Source organism: Ramlibacter lithotrophicus (assembly GCF_012184415.1).
Taxonomy (GTDB): domain Bacteria; phylum Pseudomonadota; class Gammaproteobacteria; order Burkholderiales; family Burkholderiaceae_C; genus Ramlibacter; species Ramlibacter lithotrophicus.
Genome location: NZ_VTOX01000014.1, coordinates 19,481 through 38,067 on the forward strand (window position 1 = coordinate 19,481; position 18,587 = coordinate 38,067).

Annotated in this window: 7 protein-coding genes; 2 read left to right on the forward strand and 5 right to left on the reverse strand. The window is 71.6% G+C overall.

The window, feature by feature from the left end; translation table 11 throughout:
- Positions 1–18 precede the first annotated feature (18 nt).
- Positions 19–1,512, forward strand: a complete 1,494-nt coding sequence (locus RAMLITH_RS24755; protein ID WP_420376939.1) for an FAD-linked oxidase C-terminal domain-containing protein — start codon at positions 19–21, stop codon at positions 1,510–1,512.
- A gap of 31 nt (positions 1,513–1,543) precedes the next feature.
- Here RAMLITH_RS24755 and RAMLITH_RS24760 read toward each other — a convergent pair whose 3' ends face one another.
- Positions 1,544–8,032 (reverse strand): two-partner secretion domain-containing protein, encoded by a 6,489-nt coding sequence (locus tag RAMLITH_RS24760; protein ID WP_168110142.1) that lies wholly within the window; start codon positions 8,030–8,032, stop codon positions 1,544–1,546.
- A 158-nt stretch (positions 8,033–8,190) separates the two neighbouring features.
- Positions 8,191–15,177, reverse strand: coding sequence for a two-partner secretion domain-containing protein (locus RAMLITH_RS24765; protein ID WP_168110143.1), 6,987 nt, complete (start codon positions 15,175–15,177; stop codon positions 8,191–8,193).
- Positions 15,178–15,645: 468 nt separating this feature from the next.
- Between RAMLITH_RS24765 and RAMLITH_RS24770 the strand changes: the two genes are divergently transcribed.
- Complete coding sequence (locus tag RAMLITH_RS24770; RefSeq protein ID WP_168110144.1) at positions 15,646–16,629, forward strand: GlcNAc-transferase family protein; 984 nt, start codon at positions 15,646–15,648, stop codon at positions 16,627–16,629.
- On the opposite strand, the gene RAMLITH_RS24775 is transcribed toward RAMLITH_RS24770, so the two are convergent.
- Genes RAMLITH_RS24775 through tsaB form a run of 3 tightly spaced genes read right to left on the reverse strand, consistent with a single transcriptional unit; the run spans position 16,593 to position 18,543 of the window.
- Entirely contained in the window at positions 16,593–17,399 is an 807-nt protein-coding gene (locus tag RAMLITH_RS24775) for a uracil-DNA glycosylase (RefSeq protein ID WP_168110145.1), read from the reverse strand. The genes RAMLITH_RS24770 and RAMLITH_RS24775 overlap by 37 nt on opposite strands.
- Positions 17,396–17,863, reverse strand: a complete 468-nt coding sequence (rimI, locus tag RAMLITH_RS24780) for a ribosomal protein S18-alanine N-acetyltransferase (protein ID WP_168110146.1) — start codon at positions 17,861–17,863, stop codon at positions 17,396–17,398. Before rimI ends, RAMLITH_RS24775 begins: the two co-directional genes overlap by 4 nt.
- Positions 17,860–18,543, reverse strand: coding sequence for a tRNA (adenosine(37)-N6)-threonylcarbamoyltransferase complex dimerization subunit type 1 TsaB (tsaB, locus tag RAMLITH_RS24785; protein WP_168110147.1), 684 nt, complete (start codon positions 18,541–18,543; stop codon positions 17,860–17,862). The genes rimI and tsaB overlap by 4 nt, the downstream gene beginning before the upstream one ends.
- Positions 18,544–18,587: the final 44 nt, after the last annotated feature.

Below are 18,587 nucleotides of genomic sequence, written 5' to 3' on the forward strand. Positions count from 1 at the left end.
CCACCCGAAGGCCCGCCCGTGAACCGCCCACCCGAACCCGCCGCCCTCGAACGCGCCGAACTCCAGTCCCGCACGGTGGCCGCGCTCGAGCCGCTGCTGCCGCGCGGCGGGCTGCTGTGGAACGCCGAGGACACGACGCCGTACGAATGCGACGGCCTCACGGCCTACCGGCAGCGCCCGCTGGTCGTGGCGCTGCCGGAGACCGACAGCCAGGTGCAGGCGGTGCTGAAGGCCTGCCACGGGCTGAAGGTGCCGGTCGTCGCCCGCGGCGCCGGCACCGGGCTGTCCGGCGGGGCCATGCCCCACGCCATGGGCGTCACGCTGTCGCTGGCCCGCTTCAACCGCATCCTGAAAGTCGATCCGCGATCCCGCACGGCGCTGGTGCAATGCGGCGTGCGCAATCTCGCGATCAGCGAGGCGGCGGCGGCCCACGGCCTCTACTACGCGCCCGACCCGTCCTCGCAGATCGCCTGCACCATCGGCGGCAACGTGGCCGAGAACTCGGGCGGCGTCCATTGCCTGAAGTACGGGCTGACGGTGCACAACGTCCTGAAGGTGCGCGGCTTCACCGCCGAGGGCGAGCCGGTGGAATTCGGCAGCGACGCGCTCGACGCGCCGGGCTACGACCTGCTGAGCGCGATCGTCGGCAGCGAAGGCATGCTGGCCGTGGTGACCGAGGTCACGGTCAGGCTGGTCCCCAAGCCGCTGCTGGCGCGCTGCATCATGGCCAGCTTCGACGACGTGCGCAAGGCGGGCGACGCGGTAGCGCAGGTGATCGCGGCCGGCATCATTCCCGCGGGCCTCGAAATGATGGACAAGCCGATGACCGCGGCGGTCGAGGATTTCGTCCATGCCGGCTATGACCTCGAGGCCGCCGCGATCCTGCTGTGCGAAAGCGACGGCACGCCCGAGGAGGTGGAGGAGGAGATCGGCCGCATGACCGACGTCCTGCGCGGCGCCGGCGCCACCGCCATCGCCGTGAGCCGCGACGAGGCCGAGCGACTGCGCTTCTGGAGCGGCCGCAAGAACGCGTTTCCGGCCTCCGGGCGGATCAGCCCCGATTACATGTGCATGGACTCGACGATCCCGCGCCGGCGGCTGGCCGACATCCTGCTGGCGATCCAGCAGATGGAGCGGAAGTACGCGTTGCGGTGCGTGAACGTCTTCCATGCCGGCGACGGCAACCTGCACCCGCTGATCCTGTTCGATGCCAACGACGCGGACCAGCTGCGCCGCTGCGAGCAGTTCGGCGCCGAGATCCTGGAGACCAGCGTCGCGATGGGCGGCACCGTCACCGGCGAGCATGGCGTCGGCATCGAGAAGCTCAATTCCATGTGCGTGCAGTTCAGCGCCGCCGAGCTGGAGCAGATGCGCGGGGTCAAGCGGGCGTTCGACGGCGCGGGCCTGCTCAATCCGGGCAAGGTGATCCCGACGCTCAATCGCTGCGCGGAGTACGGAAAGATGCTGGTGCGCGGCGGCCGGCTCGCGCACCCCGACCTGCCACGCTTCTAGCGTGCCGCCGCGGCGACGCAACGCCCGGCGGTCACGGACGGCAGGTGTCGCCGTCGATGACGATGTCACCGGAGCGGTTGCCGTCCTTGTCCTTTTCGCGCTCCTTCTCCCGCTCCTCGCGGCGCTCCTCGCGCGCCTGCTGCTCCTGGTGCTGCTGCTCCTGCAGCAGGAGCGTGACGAAGGTATTCAGCGGATTGCTCGCCAGCTCCGACACCACCTGTTCCGCCAGCGCCTGGTTGCCGCCGAGCATCGGCGCGATTCGACCGGCGGCTGAACCGGAGGGAGCCGGCGTGGGCGCGGGCGTGGGCGGTGGCAGGGGCTCCGGCGTCGGGACAGGCGTCGGCGCCAGGGTCGGCGGTGGCGTCGGTCCCGGCGTCGGGACCGGCGTGGGCACCGGTGTCGGCTGCGGTGTCGGCTGCGGTGTCGGCTGCGGTGTCGGCTGCGGTGTCGGCTGCGGGGTCGGCTGCGGGGTCGGCTGCGGGGTCGGCGCGATCGTCGGCCCGGGAGTGGGCTGCGGCGTCGGCGACGGGGTGGGCTGCGGCGTCGGCTGCTGCGTCGGCGCGATGGTGGGCTCCGCCGTAGGCTGCGGCGTCGGCGCGATCGTCGGCGCGATGGTGGGCTGCGCAGTGGGCTGCACCGTCGGAGCGATCGTCGGTTCCGCTGTCGGCTGAGGGGTCGGCGAAGGTGTCGGCAAAGGTGTGGGTGACGGCGTAGGTGACGGCGTGGGTGACGGCGTAGGTGACGGCGTAGGTGACGGCGTGGGCGACGGCGTCGGCGAAGGAGTAGGAGAAGGTGTGGGCGACGGCGTCGGTGCCACCGTCGGCGGCGGCGAAGGCTCCACCACCGGCGGCAAGGTCGGCGCGGGGGTGGCCACGTTCAACAGCACCGAGCCGAATGCCAGCGTGGCGCCGGTGACGTTGCCTGACAGCACCGGCAAGTTGCCGGTCGTCGCACCGGCGATCAGCGTGTAACTGCCCGGCGCAGGCTGGGTGGAGGCGGTCGCGACGATCACGCTGGTGCCGCCGCCGGTCGGGAAATTGACGCTCCCGGTGACGTTGACCGCGTCGTGGCTGCTGCCGTTGAAATCGAACTGCAGGCTGGCCCCGCTCAGCACGTCGAGATTGCCGGTGACGTTCACCGAGCCGATGGTGCCGGGCCCGCCCGGGGACAACACGCCCGCAACCGCGAGGTCACCCGCGCCGCTGATGCCACCGGCGGCGTTCACGCTGCCGCCGCCCAACCCGAGCGTGGCCGACCCGAACCCGCTCCACTGCAGCAGGCCGTCGCTGGTCGCCTGGCGCAAGTCCAGCACGGCGGCGCCGCCGGGACCGTCCAGCACCGCCCCGGCACCCGCCTGCAGGTTGCCGACAACGAAGGGCGATCGCGCCGTGGCGAGGTACACGCCCCCCGTTGCCCGCGACCACACGCCGCCGCTGGTGTTCACCGTGAGTGGCAGGGTGCTGGCGCCGATCGGCCCGGCGCTCGCGTCCAGGACCACGGAGCCGTCGACCGTCGCGTCGATCGTGCCGGGCAGTTCCTCGACGCCCGATGGCTTCGCTTCGATGGAAGTCGCGGCGACGCTGACGGCGGCGGTGCCCGGCGCGCTGCCGGTGGCGCTGCTTTCCGACCGCAGCAATTCGATCACCGCTGCACCGGCGCCGCCGTACGAGATCCTGCCAGGGGCACGCGCAGAGAGCATCGTGGAGCCGGTGTTGCTGTTCGCCAGCGCGATGTCGCCGGCGCTGGTCCATGCATTCAGCGCGGCGAAACTGTTCATGGGATGCACCAGCGCGACGCTGCCGGCGGCGTCCAGCGCCAGTGTCGAAGCAGCGATGGGCGCGGTCTGGGTGATGCCGCCCAGCCCCTGGCGCAGCGTCACGGGCAGCAGGCCGCCGGCGCCGTCGATCCCGGCCATCCCGTCCACGGTTCCCACCGCCAGGTCACCCGAGCCGCCGCCGTTCGAGAAGCGGAAGCCCGCGCCAGCCGTGTCGCTCGCCCGGCCGCTGATGGTCTGGACGTCGTTCCACTCGTCGAGGGCGACCGTGCCGGCCGAAAGGTTCAGCTGACTCACGGCCAGCACCGTGCGAGCGCCCTGCGTGATGCTGCCGCCGCTGCCCGTGACGAGGCTCAGCGCCGGGGCACCCGTGATCGTGACGAAACTTGTTCCGTCAGGGTTGTCCCCTTCGATCGCGATGTTGCTGCTGCCCAGCAGGCCGGGGCCGACCATGACGGTGCCGGCGGAAATGCGGTTCAACTCCGCCGCGCTCAACGTGAGCTTGCCAGCCTCATCCGAGCCCCCCAGCGAGATGGCGCGTTCAAGCGTGGCGGGCGTCACGTGCACGCGCCCCGCCCCCGCCTGCACGGCCCCAGCGATCTGCATCCGGTCGGCAAACAGGTCGACCTGGCCGCCACCGGTGCTCTTCACCGCGGATCCCGCGTCGATCGAGATCCGGGGGGGCGCGGTGGGCGCTGGGGAAGGCAGCGTCTCGGGCAGCAACGCCTGGAGCGAGAGTGACCCAGCCCCCTGGTTCTCGATGGTGGCGCCGCGCAGCGACAGGTCGCCGCCGGTCGCCTGCAGCAGCAGCGAGGAGGTGGCGGAAAGTCCCTGGACGTTGCCCACGTCGACCGCGCTGGTGCCGGTGGCCGTCGTCCCGGTGATAAGCAGGCTGCCTGCCTTGATCGTCACCGGCGCCGTGCCGGTGCTCGGCACGCCGGCCCCGTCCCAGGTACTGGTGTCGAGCCACACGCCCGCGCCGGTCCCGGCCTCGCCGTTGATGACCAGCGTGCCGGTCCCGGCGTTGAGCGTGGAGCCGCCGCGTACCTCGACGCCGAGCGCCGCCGCCGCATTGCCGCCCGCGACGACAAGCATCCCGCCGCCGCTGGCGAGGGTGCTGGCGCTGACGTTCAGGATCGAATCGCTGGCCACCGTCAGCCCGCCGCCCCCGCTGCTGGCGCTGCTTTCGTGGAGGTGCAGGCCCAGGTAGGGGCTGGCGCCGCTTACCGTCAGCGAGCCGCCGCTGGTCTCCAGCGCCGAGCCTCCGTAGATCAGCGCTCCATACCTGTCGCCCGTGCCGACCACGGTCACCGGGCCCGCCGTTCCGCTCGCCGAGAGCGTGCTGCCGGCAATGCGTACGCCGGCGCCGGTGTCGGCGCTGCTCGAGAACCCTTGCACGGCGACGCCGGCTGCGCCGGCCGAAGCGACGGTCGAGGACTGCAGCACGACGGCGTCGAAGGCCGGCGCGGTCGTTCCACCGGCGCGCAGGAGTGCCTGTCCGGCGGAGGAAGCGACCGTCGAGCCGTCGACGTTCACCTGCGCGTTCGGCGCCTCCAGCTTGATGTCGCCGGCTGCAGAGAGCGAGGAGTCCGACACGAACGTGCCGGACGGGAACGTCGCATCGAGGAAAGTGGTAAAGGTGCCGCCGCCGAGGAGCGACACGGCACCGGTGGCCGCAATGATTTCGGACGCTGAGGCCAGGGACACCTTGCCCGCCGGTGCCGTGACGTCGACGTCGCCCTGCGTCGCCGTGAGCTTCGCGCCGGTCAAGGCCACCTGGGCATCGGTGCCCGTCGCCTGCAGCACGATGCCGCCACTGGCGGCCGTCAGCTGCGCGCCGCTCACGGAAATGCCGTCCTCGGCCTGGATGCTGACGGTGCCGCCGCTGATGGTGGTAGCGGACACGGCCACGGTGCCCGCCACCACGCTGACGCTGCCGGTGCCCGCGCTCACCGGGGCGATGACCTGCAGCGTGGCGCCGGAGGCCTTCAGGTCGAGCGGCTGGTCGGTGGTCCAGACGCCGTCGATGCCATCCACGCCGCTCGCGATCTTCAGCGCGGTGCCGTTCGCGAACACGAACGGGTGGTCCATGTTGCCCGGATCGCCGGGCGCGGCGGCGAGGTTCGCCACCTGGTTCGCGGCCGTGCCCAGGTCGGCGCCTTTCACTGCCTGCACCGCGAGGTTCGTCGCCGTGATCGCAGCGTCGCTGGTCTGCGTGATCCTTTCGCCGGACTGGAGCGACAAGGTCGGCAACGGCGCGACCAGTGGCGCGACGACGGCGAGGGGGCCGGAAGCGAGCGAGCCGATGCGCAGCACGCCGGTGCCGGTGAGCTTCGCCAGTTCGTCCTTCGAGATCTGCAGCAAGGTGCCGTTCGCATCGCAGCAGTCGTTGAGCTCGACGGCGCGGCCCGCCGTGGCCGGCTTGAGCCACATGAGGCCGCTGCCCGAGTCGATCGTGCTGGCCGAGAACAGGTCCAGCCTGTCGCCTTGCAGGGTGATTGCGCTCCCCGCGAGCGAACTGCCCACGGACAGCATGGATCCCGTCCCGGCCGCCGCCAGTGTCAGCGCTCCGCTCGCCTGCACGCTGGCGTTGACGGCGAGGCTGCGGGCGGTGATCAGCGACACGTCGCCCGCGGTGTTTGAAAGACCACCCGTGGGCAACAGCGCCGCGACCGCGAGCGTGCCGGTGCCGTCGTGGGCGAAATCCACGTTGCCGGCGCCGGAATTGGCGGCGCTGAGCCGGGCGGCGTCGATCCACATGGGACCGCCGTAGCCGTCGCCGATGCCGCCTGTCGCCACGACCTTGAGGTCGTCGGCGACGAGCGTGCTGTAGGTCTCGAGCGAGACGGGCCCCGACGCCGTCAGCGCCACGTCGCCCTTGCCGCCGCCGGCCCCGGCCGCGCTGATGTTGCTGCCCGTCAGGATGTCGCCGATGAGGCTGAAACCGCCCAGCTTGATGGAGGACCCACCCGCGGTCAGCGTGATGTCGCCGCCGGCGCCGGCCGCCGGCGTGGTGCTGATCTCGCTCACCATGATGCTTCCCGCCGCGCCGCCGGCGTTCAGGTTCACGGCGCCGCCCTTGGTCGCGATGCCCCCGGCTTCGATCTTGCCGCCCAGGGTGCTCATCGTCACGCCGCCGCCGCCGGTGGCGATCCAGACGTCCGGACCCTTGATGCTGCCGCCGGCCGAAACGGTGAAGGACTGGCCCGGACCCACGCCCGCGAGGTTCAACGTGCTGTCGGCGAGTGGCTGGAAGATCACGTCGCGATCCGCCCACAGCGTCACGGTGCCGCTCAGGGCTTCGAGGGCCTGCTCGGAGATCGTCGCACTCGAAGTGGAATCGACGTCCGCGAGATCGACCGCGTTGTCCGCGAGCGCTGCGTCGTTGGCGCCGCCTGTCCCGTCGGCGATGGTGATGTCCAGCGGATCGAGCAGCAGCGAGCCGGCCATGCCTTGCGGCGCCGTCGTATCGACGGTCGCACGGAACACCAGTCGCCTCTTGCCGGACGTCTCCACGGCGCCGCCGTTGCCGCCGTGCACGCCGCCCCTCGATTCGATCTGCCCGCCCGCTCGCGTCAGCTCGTCGGACCACACCACCACGGTGCCGCCGTCACCGCGCTCCAGCGCATTGGCCCGGATCACGGCACCGGCTTCGACGGTGGTGTTCTTCGCATTGCGGATGCCCGCGTCGCCGCCTTGCCACCCGCCGCCGACCAGGGCCTGTCCACCGCCTTCGGCTCCGCTCACGTCGACGACCGCGCCGCTGCGCACGATCAGCGATTCGGCAGTGGCACGCACTTCGCCACCGCGCCGTCCCTGCGTCGCCGCGACGGTACCCGAGATCTCCGCGCTCCGGCCGCCGGTCAGCACCACCTTCCCGCCGCTGGCCGTCACGCCCTTGGCCTGGACCAGTCCGCTGTGGTTCAGGTGTCCGGCGAAGATCCCGACCGCATCTCCTTGCAGCGTGCCGAGATTGATCGCCTGGTCGCCGGGAGCCTGCACCTGCAGCCAGATCCCCTCCAGGCCGCGCCCCGTGAGTTCCACCCTCTGTCCGGCAGCCAGCAGCGTGGCGCCCTCGGGGGAGCGCAGCAGCGCGGGCGTGCCGACCTGCACCCGCGGCGCGACCAGCACCAGGTCACCGCTTCTCGCGAGCACGTGCCCGTCGACCTGGAGCACGCCGGCGGTGGCCGCGTCGCCGCCGAACATGAGACGCCCCGCCACCGCGTCGGCATCGGCCATGCGCAGCGTCGAGGCCGTGAAGCCGGCAGTGTCGACGACGGCGCCGGCGCCCACGGCGATCCCGGACGGGTTCACCAGCACCAGCCGGCCGTTGGAGGCCAGCGTGCCGTAGATCGCGCTCGGATTGCCGCCGAGGACGCGATTGATCGACGTGCTGCGTGCGTCAGGCTGCCGGAACTGCGTGGTCGTGCCGGCCGGCACCGAGAAGCTTTGCCAGTCGATGGCCGAGTGACGCGTGCCCGGGCCGTTCAGCGTGGTCACGACCAGCGTACTGCCTTGCTGCTGGAGGCTGGCCTGCCCGTGGATCGCGTGCGCCCCCGCCGGTTGCCCGAACGCAGTGGTGCCCACGGACATGAAGGCCGCGGCCACCGCCAGCGCGAGTCCGGCCGGCCGGAAGCCCGCGGCAATCGGGTGGATCGCCGGAGCGCGGCTGGGCCGCGGAGCGGCGACTGGCGGCGCGCGGCGCCCGGCCGGCGCAGCCGCCGGCGCGATGGTCGAATGGTCCACGGATGCTCCCGCAGTAGCCTCCCCGAACCTGCTCTGATGGGGCTCTTGCCGCTACATCCGTGGCCCCGCAGATCAACTTAGCACACGGCTCCTGGAGCGGCAAATCAGGCGGCGCGCCCGCCCCGGGACCGGCGGCTTGCGGGCCGGCCAGGCCCGGCTCAAGGACGGCAGGTGTCGCCGTCGATGACGATGTCGTCGGAGCGCTTCTCGTCCTTGTTCTTGTCGCGTTCCTTCTCCCGCTCCTCGCGGCGCTCCTCGCGTGCCTGCTGCTCCTGGTGCTGCTGCTCCTGCACCAGCAACGTGACGAAGGTCTGCAGCGGGGTGTTGCTCTCCGTGACCACCTGTTCGGCCAGCGCCTGGTTGCCGCTCAGCATCGGCGCGATGCGGTCGGCGGCCGACCCCGTCGGCGCCGGCGTGGGCGCGGGCGTCGGCGGTGGCAGGGGCTTCGGAGTCGGTGCCGGGGTCGGCACTGGCGTCGGCGCCGGGGTAGGGGCCGGCGTAGGGGCCGGCGTAGGAGCCGGTGTAGGAGCCGGCGTGGGGGCCGGCGTGGGAGCCGGCGTAGGAGCCGGCGTAGGAGCCGGTGTCGGTTCCGGTGTGGGCGCAGGCGTCGGCTGCGGGGTCGGGGCCGCCGTTGGTGGCGGGGTCGGCGCGGGCGTCGGCCCGGCCGTGGGCTCCGGCGTCGGTGCGGGAGTGGGTGCCGCCGTCGGCGCCGGCGTGGGGGCTTCGGTGGGTGCCGGCGTCGGCGCGGCCGTGGGCTCCGGCGTCGGTGCGGGAGTGGGTGCGGGCGTCGGTGCCGGCGTGGGAGCTGCCGTCGGGGCCGGGGTCGGGGCCGGCGTGGGCGCCGCCGTGGGCTCCGGTGTCGGTTGTGGTGTCGGCGAGGGAGTCGGCGCCACGGTAGGCTCGGGCGTGGGCTCCGCCGTCGGCGGGGAACTGGTCGGCGGTGGGCTGGTCGGCGCCGGCGTGACGACGGCGTTGGCGATCTTGACCAGGCCGGCGTAGCTCACCGGAATGGTGGTCGTGGTGAAGGCGCCGCTCACCGCACCGGCGGTGGCAATGACGTTGAACGCATCGCCTTCGTTGGGCGCGTAGGTGCTGATCACCTGCAACGTCCCGCCAAGGGCCACGTTGCCGGTGACGTTCAGCTGGTCGTACCCGGTGCCGGGGGCGTTGCTCTCGACTTCGACCTGCAGCGTCCCCGCCGCACCCTGCTGATAGTCGCCCTGGATGGACAGGATGCCGGGCGAGTTGCCGGGAGCGACGATGCCGTTGTTGACGACGTTGGCGAGGATCGTGCCGGCCCCCTTCAGCGTGCCCTGGTTCGAGAGGCTGCCCACCCCATTGGAGAAGCCGTCATAGGTGTCGATGTCCAGGGACCCGTTCACCGTGAGTGTCCCGCTGTTCTGCAGCTCGCCCACCACGTAGGTCGAGAAGTCGAGGTTGTCGGCGAGCAGCAGGTTGCCCGGGTTGATCCATCGGCCGTACACGGTGAGGTCTTCGGTCACGCTGGTGCCGCCGGCCGCCGAGGCAGTGAAGATGCCGGTGGCGCCCTGGGTTCCGGGCAGTCCTGGGGACGGACTGGGCGCGGGAGCAGGACTGCCGGTCGGGGATGGGGTGACGGTGGGCGCAGGATAGCCGGGGGCGCCGCCGCCGACGTCGACCACGCCGGCAAGAGCCAGCGTCGGTGCCGTGGTGGCGTCGGGAGGAGCCAGAACGGTGATGGTCACGCTGCCACCGGCCCCGCCGTTGCCGGCCGTGGCGCTGCCGATGCTCTCGGAGCCGCCGTCGCCGCCGGGGGCGTACAGGTAGCCGCCCAGGCTGCTGGAGCCCTTCGCGGTGACGGTGATGCTCCCGCCCGCGCCGCCATTGCCGCCGAAGTCGGCGGACGTCGTGCCGGAGCTGTATCCGCCCCAGCCGCCAGGCGCCGCCACGTAACTGCCGCTGCCGGCCTGCACGCCACCGTTGTCGCTCGTGATGTTGATGACGCCGCCATCGCCACCGGTGCCGCCATGCGTGGTGCCGTCGCCGCCGTCACCGCCGCTGGCGCGCAATTGCGACGACGCAAGCGTCACGCCGGCGTCGCCGATGACGTTGATGGTGCCGCCCTTGCCGCCCGCGCCTCCGGCACCGGCGTAGGCATAGCCTCCGTAACCGCCATCTGCAGAGAACCAGACGGCCGGTTCGATCGCCACCTGCGGCCCGGTGACCGTGATGGTCCCACCCGCTCCACCCGCGCCGGCGCTCCCGGCGTCGGCGTAACCGCCGCCCCCGCCCCTGACGTCCAGATCCGCCCCTTCGCGCAGCTGCAGCGTGCCGGCCGTCTGAGTGAGCGCGATCGTGCCGCCCACGCCGCCACCGCCGCCTGCCGTCAGGGACCCATAGCCGCCCCAGCCGCCGCGGGCCGAAGCGTCCCGGATGAGGAGTTCATCTCTCGCCTGGACCGTCACCGTGCCGCCAGTGCCACCCGTTCCGGCGCCGTCGGCGTCGCCGCCGTCCGCGTCGAGCCTGCCGTAGACCAGCGCCCTGCCGGTCAGTGCAGTGATGGTGATGGTTCCACCCGCGCCGCCCGCGACCGGCGAGGGGTTCCAGGAGTCTCCGCCATACACGCCGATGTAGCCGTAGCCTTCGCCTTCGACGTTGCCGACACTGACGTCCTGGCCGCTGCTGATGGTCACCGTGCCGCCCTTGCCACCGCCGCCGGTGTCGCTGTCTTCGCCGTAGGCGTAGATGGCGTCGACCGCGACCGGGCCGGCCGAAGTGAGCGTGACGGTGCCACCGGCGCCGCCCTTGCCGCCGCCGGCCAAGGAGCTGTCTTCGGCATAGCCCCCGCCCACGCTGATGTACTGGATACCGAGGCCGGTCGCCGCGTCCACGGTCACCGTCCCGCCGTTGCCGCCGCTGCCGCCGTAGCTGTCGCCGCCGTCGGCCTCGAGCCATCCGCGCACCGAGACGGCGCCGCCGGTGCTCTCCATCACGATGGAACCGCCGTCGCCGGCCCGGCCGCCGGCAGCATCGCTGGAGCCGCCGCCCACATCGATGCCAGTCGAATACGTGGTGCTGCCGAGGACGATGTCCTGCGCGGCGGTAATGGTGACCGAGCCGCCCTTGCCGCCTGGACCGGTGTCGCTGTCGCCGCCTTCACCGTCGATCCAGCCCACCAGCGTGACGCCGCCGGCGCCGGACCGGATCGTGACGCCGCCGCCGGCGCCGCCGGCCGCCGTCACCTCACCAGCATTCGAGGAACCTCCGCTCACGTCGATGTGGGCGGTGGCGGCGTCCGTTCCGATCACGACCTGCTGGGCGGCGCTGATTCCCACGGTGCCGCCGGTGCCGCCGGGACCTTCGTCGCCCCAGCCACCGCGCGCATACAGGTTGCCGGTCAGCGTCACGGCACCGGCGGTCGACTCGATGGTGACCTGTCCGCCGTTCCCGCCGTCCTGGCCGGAACTCTCGATCCACCCCGCGTCCCCGCCGTCGACGTTGATGCCGCCAGCGATGGTCAGTGCGTCCCTGGCGAGGACCGTTACCGTGCCACCCTGGCCGCCCGTCTGGCCATAGCCGCCCTCGGCCCGGAGCTGCCCGTACACCGCGACCTTGCCTTGGGAAGCGTCCAGCTTGACGAGCCCTCCCAGGCCGCCAACCAGGCCGCCGCCGCCGCCGGCGTCGACATAGACGGATCGCCCGTACGCCAGCTCCGCGGACGGGAACTCGCCGAGCAGGATGTCCTGCCCCGCGACGATCGTCACGCTGCCGCCATCGCCCCCATTGGCGTTGCCGCTGCCGCCGCCGTTGACCAGCAGTTCATCGCCGATGACCACGGATCCCGCGGTGGCGGTGATGGTCACCGCGCCGCCCTTGCCACCGGCCGCCTCGGACGAATAGCCGCCGGTCGACTCGACGTAGTACAGGTCGACCTTCGTTCCGGCCGTCGCGGTGACGTTGACGGAGCCGCCATCCGCACCGGCGCCGCCGCTGGCGTAGATGGAGTGGCCGACGATGCTGCCGGCGGTGGACGTCACGGTCACGGCGCCACCGGCGGCGCTGCTCGACCACCCGTCAGTGTCGATCGAGCCGAACGAGATTTCGTCTTGCGCGTCCAGCATCACGGTGCCGGCGACTCCGCCGCCGGTCCGGAAATTGCCTTGTCCCTTGATGGCGCCGGCCGTGCCGCCAAGAACCTCGTCGCCCGCCGTAACGGATATCCCACCTCCGGCCGCCGAGACAGTGGGCGCGGACGCACCCGGGAACACGACGTCGCCGTAAGCACGAATGTCGACGTTGCCGTCGGTGGAAGTCACATCGGCCCGCACCGACAAGGCGCCGGACGACGCCTCCAGCGTCACCGACTTGCCCTTGATTGCCTGCTCGACGTCCAGCGTGACCGGACGTTCGGCGTCGCCCTTCAGACTGCTGGAGAGCTTGAGCGATCCGGCCGCTTCGATGCCTGCATACCCGGCGACGCTGGAGACCAGAATCGGGTTGGAGCTCGCGTACCTGAAATCACCGGCGGTGGCGCGACCCGCGACGACGCCGGTGGTGTTGCCGCCGGTCGCCGTGGTCAGGTCGACCGAGGCGCCTTCCGCGAACACTTCGCTGCCGGCAAGACCGCCGGCGGCCGTCTGGGTCAGCGCGCCGCTGGCCGACAGCCGGACGAGGCCACCGAGGGCGCGGTCCGTGAAGCTCGCCATGACACCGCTCGCGCCCTCCTGGCCGCTGCCGATGCTCAAGTCGCCGCTGTTGGAGAACTTGAACGAGTGGTTGGTCTCCACGGTGCCGGCGCGGCCGGCCAGCGTGGCCACCTCGTTGGACGCCGCAGTCAGGTCGACGTCGCCGCCCGCGATCACCGTCAGCGTGTTGCTGGCACTGACCGCACCGCCGTTGCTCTGCGTGATGCCGGCGCCGGAGCTGGTGGTTTTCAGCAGCACCTCGCTGCCGTTCACCGGGGCGTCAAGGACCAGCCCGCTTTCCGCCTCGATGCTGACGGCGGCGCCGCCGCCGGTCGTGACCGCCCCCGTGACGTTGATCGTGCCGAAACCCGTCGAGCGGATCGACACCGACGAATCGGGTGCCGCCTGGCTGACGCCGGCCAGCTCCCAGGACGCAACGGGTGCCCGGCCCACGAAAACAATGGATCCGGTGCTGCCGGTCTGCGTGGCCGAGAACGAATTGATCGTGTTGTCGCCCTGCAGGTCGATCGACTGCGCTGCCGCGACCTCCAGCGTGTGCGTCGCGACCGTCGTTCCCGGCCCCTGGGTCACGCTGCCAGTCTCGGCTTTCAGGCCGACGCTGCCGCCGCCGACCCCGGTGTCGATCGCCTGAATCCCGTCGGCGAGCACGAGGTTGCCGGCCAGGGCGCGCAGGTTCACCGCCTGGTTCTGGGCCTTGACCCCTTCGGTCAAGCCGATCTTGCCGACCGCGAATCCTTGCGAATTGGTGAAACTGAACCCGCCGGCAGCCGCCGATCCGGCCAGTACGCCGACGCTGTTGCCGATGTTGTCCAGCGTCACGCTGCTCTCGCGCGACAACGCGACCAGGCTGGCCGCCGTGATCGGCTCCGTTTGCGAAATCGGACCCTTGGCATCGAGCGTCAATCCGCCGGCACCCGTCGCGACGATCGGTGCATTGATGGCGATCTCGCCGTCGGCCTCCAGGGTCAGACCATGCGGCGAGGCCCATTCCATCTTGCTCAAGACCTTGATGTACCCCTCGTTCGCTCCATCGTTGGCGGTCGTGAGCGTTACGGCGGCCGTCTCAAGCGAGCTCTTGAGAACGCTGGGCAAGAGAAGCGATTCGGACGCGGCGCCGTCCGGCAGGGCCTCCGCGACGTACATGTTCGTCGGATCGAGCAGCAGGCTGCCCGTGCGCCCTTGCGGCGCGCGCGTGTCCACCTGGCCGCGCATGTCGAGGTAGTGACCGGAGGTCTCGATCCTGCCGCCGTCGCCGCCGCCCGCGCCGCCGCGCGCGGACAGCGAACCCCGGACGCGCGTCGCCCCATCGGACCAGGCCACGATGGTGCCGCCGTCACCGCTTGCGATCGCGTCCGCCTTGACCTGCACCCCGGCCTCCAGCGTGGTGCGCTGCGCATTTGCGATCCGTGCGTCCTTGCCCTGCCAGCCACCGCCCAGCAGCGCTTCGCCGCCGCCGTGCTGGCCGCTGACGTCCACCAGCGCATTGCCCCGGACCATGAGGTCGGGCGCCGTGGCGTGGACCCGGCCACCCTTGGTCCCCTGGGTCGCGGCGATCGTGCCGGCGATCTCGGCGGCGCCGGTGGCCTTCAGCACCACCTTGCCCCCGTCGACCGTTACGCCGGTCGCCTGCACCAGTCCGCTGTGCTGCAGCTGCCCGGCAAAGATGGCGACGGCATCGCCTTGCAGCGCGCCGAGGTTCACCGCCCGGTCGGCGGGCGCCTGGACGTGCAGCCGGATCCCCTCCAGGCCGCGCCCCGTCACTTCGACCGACTGGCCCGCCGCCAGCAGCGTGCCGCCGCCGGGGGCCTGCACCAGCGCGCCGCTGCCCACGTGGATCTGCGGCGCAATGAAGACGGCATCACCCTGCCGCGCGATCACGGTGCCATCCACCTTGAGCGCGCCAGCGTCTCCACCGCCGAACATCAGCCGCCCGGCCAGCGCGTCGGCCTCGCTCATGCGCAGGGTGGAGGCCGTGAAGCCGGCGGTGTCCACCACCGCGCCAGCGCCCACGGCGATGCCGGACGGATTGACGACGACCAGCCGGCCGTTGGAGCTCAGCGTGCCGAAGATGGCGCTGGGGTTGTTGCCCAGAACCCGATTGATCGAGGTGCTGCCCGCGTCGGGCTGGCGAAAGTGCGTCAGGCTGCCGCCGGGCACCGAGAAGCTCTGCCAATTGATCGCCGAATGCCGCGACCCCGGTCCGTTCTGGGTCGTGACGACGAGCGAATTGCCTTGCTGCTGCAGGTTGGCCTGCCCATGGATCACCTGCGCGCCGGCTGGCTGCGCCAGCACGTCGCCGTAGGGAACGAAGGCTGCCGCCAGCGCCAGGGCCACACTGGCGGGACGGAACCCGGCGGCCAGCGGGTGACGCAGGCTGCGGCTGGGGCTTGCCTGGACCGGACGCGACGCGCGGCGCGGGACGGCGGCCGCCGCCGCTGCCCTGATGTTGGTCTTATCCACGGATGTATGTCCCCGAAGTGGCCTTTGGAAGGAGGCTCCCGAAAGGCGCGCAGGTACCCCCCAGTCTGCTGTAAAGGTAGCACACGGTTACACGACCGACGCATCGCGAGGACCGTGTTGCAGAAGTTCCGTGCGCTAGTTCACCAGCAGGTCCCATCGTGGCAACACCTTTTGTTACTGATCTGTTGAAGCCACGACGCCGCACGGCAGAGCACGGCCGCCTGAGGGCGCGCGACGGGGACGATCCCCCGGCGCCGTTTTCGACGGAACTGGACAAAGAGCGGGTCACGATGTTCCTCCCGAAAAAGGAACGGCGGCTCTGCCACGCAGGCGCGCGCTGCCCCTCCTCGCGCTGAGGTGGGGCGCAACGCTAACACGGCGTTACAGGCGTCCGCAATCTCGTAAACGCCACGCCGCGGCGGAAAATCCGTTGCCTTCGCTGGTTACCATCGGACGAGCAGCGTCGGGATGGCGCTGCCCGTCGGTTCCATGAGCATCTTCGTCAGCATCGCTTCCTATTGCGATCCCGTCCTGGGCTTCACGCTCGGGCGGGCGCTGGCGACCGCGCGCCGGCCGGACAGCCTGCACTTCGGCATCGTCGACCAGAGCCCTGCCGCCGCGCCCCAACCGGCCGCGGCGCAACTGCAGCCGGCGCGCCTGAGTTACGTGAAGCTCGAACCCGTTTACGCGCGCGGGCCGTGCTGGGCGCGGGCGCTCGCGATGTCGCTGTACGAGGGAGAGGACTGGTTCTTCCAGATCGACTCCCACATGGATTTCGATGCCGGCTGGGACGAGCGGCTGATCGACCAGGCGAGCGCGCTGGTCGCCGGCCGGCGCGGCGTCGTGCTGTCCTCGTATCCGAACTCCTTTGTTTTCGACCAGGGCCGGCCGGTGCGCCGGCCCGCCACCGACAAGGTGCTGGCGCATGTCGTGAAGCCGGGCGCCGCCTTCGATCCGCAGCACCCGGTGCTCGGCTTCGAAGCTCACCCGGCGCCGGTCGACCAGCCACTGCCGGGTTTTCACGTCGGGGCAGGCTGCCTGTTCGCGCCGGGCAGCTTCGTCGATGCGTTTCCGTACGACCCCTGGTTCTACTTCCACGGCGAGGAGCAGGGGATTGCGATCCGGCTGTTCACGCATGGCTGGGACGTCTTCCACGTCCCGGGCCTGCCGGTCTATCACCTCTACAACAACCCGGACGCCGGGGGTCCGCCGCGGCCGATGCACTGGGATGCCGCGCACGAGGCGCTGCGGCAACGCACCTGGTGGAGCCTGGAGCAGCGCTCGCGTGCGCGGCTGGCGGCGCTCGTTGCCGGCCGGCCCATGGGCGTCTACGGGCTCGGGAGCGTGCGCTCCGTGGCCGACTACGCCACGTTCAGCGGGATCGACTACGCGGCCCGCACGATCGCGCCGCGGGCCTACAAGCCGCTGCTGCCGGAACCCGTGTCCGCCTGACCGCGCAGCTGCTCGAGCGCCAGGCACAGGTCCGCCCACGCCTTGGCCTTTTCCGGCAGGTTGCGCAGCAGGTAGGCCGGGTGGTAGGTGACGACCAGCGGCACGCCCTGGTATCGGTGCACGCGGCCGCGCAGCCGGCCGATCGGCTCGGCGCTCCCCAGCAGGGACTGCACGGCAAAGCGCCCCATGGCCAGGATGATCTTCGGCCGGAGCAACTCGACCTGCCGGCGCAGGAAGGGCTCGCACTGGGCGACTTCGGCCGGATCCGGGTTGCGGTTGCCCGGCGGACGGCACTTGAGGACGTTGGCGATGTAGACCTTGCGCTGGCGGTCGAGCCCGATCGCACGCAACATGTTGTCCAGCAACTTCCCGGCCTGCCCGACGAACGGCTCGCCCTGCAGGTCCTCCTGCTCGCCGGGCGCTTCGCCCACCACCAGCCAGTCGGGCTGCGGGTCACCGACGCCGAAGACCGTGTTGGTGCGGCTGTCGCACAGGCCGCAGGCACGGCACTCGGTCACGGCCTGCCGCAGTTCCTCCCACGACAGCAGCGGCATCGCACCGGCCGGCGGCGTGGCGGTTGCCGCAGGCGACGCGATTGGCTGCCGCGGCTGCGGCTGCACCGGAGCCGGGCGCGGGGCCGGTGATGGCGGCGCGCACTGCACTTGTGCGGGCGGCGTCCGCTCGGCGTGCGCAGGCGGTAGCACCGAAAACCCGGCCAACCCCATCTCGGCCAGCATCGCGCGGCGGCGCTCGTCGAGGGCCAGCGTCATAGCTTCAGGCTCATGACGACCGCGTTCTCGCGCTTGCCGGCGCCGGCGGGATAGTAGTTGCGGCGCTCGCCCACGCGGCGGTAGCCGTAGCGCTCGTACGTACGCTGGGCGTGGACATTGCTGGTGCGCACCTCCAGCCACAGCCATTGGGAGCCTTCGGCGCGGGCCCACAGCGCCAGGGCGTCGAGCATCAGGCGGCCCCAGCCCTGCCGCTGGTGTTCCGGCGCGACGGTGATGTTGAGCAGGTGCACCTCGTCGACCCCCTTCATCGCCACGTAATACCCCAGGAGCTCGCTGGCGGCCACCAGCATGCGGGCGTGATAGCCGGCGCGCAGCGAATCGACGAAATTGCCCTGGGTCCACGGATGCGCGTACACCCGCTGCTCGAGGGCGACGACCGGCCCCAGCCGGTCCTCGGACATGGGCTCCAGGGAGGCTTCGGCGGTGTTCGGCAAGGCACTCATTGACTCGGCATGGCGCGGGCGGCGGCGCGTTCGGCCGTCGTCTGGGCCACTTTATCGCGAATGTACAGAGGCAGGGCGCCGTCGGCGGCCACGGCCTCCCCGGCGCCGAGGAGTGCGGGCGCGAGCCGCAGCAGCGCGGTGGCGCTCGGCAAAGCGTCGACCCGCGGCCCCGGCGGCAGGCGGCCGCCGTAGGGGGTGAAGACGTTGCCTGCCATCGCCCAGCCGGGCGGCACTGCCACGGTCTGCGGCGCATGCAGGGCGATCCCGCCATCACGGTGCCACACGCGGCCATCCCACTCGTAGGCAGCGACATAGACCTCGTCCATGCGCGCGTCCAGCAGCGCCACCACCCGGGTCACGCCGGCCCGCGCTCGCGCATCCTCCGCCACGGCAAGCAAGGTTTCCACCGGCAGCACCGGGACGTTGGCGCCGAAGGCGAGCCCCTGCGTCACCGAACAGGCGGTGCGCAGGCCCGTGAACGAGCCCGGACCGCGGCCGAACACGATCGCGTCGAGCTCCGGGAGCGTCAGGCCGGCCTGCGCCAGCAGGCGCTGGATGGCGGGGATGAGGGCCGCGGAGGCTTGGGCGCCACCCGGCGCTTCATGCCGGAACACCTCGCCGCCGCGCTGGACGGCGATGGCGAACACTTCGGTACTGGTGTCGAGGGCGAGCAGGTTCAAGCAGCGGCTTTCGGGAACCCGTGATTATCGAGGCCCGGGATAAT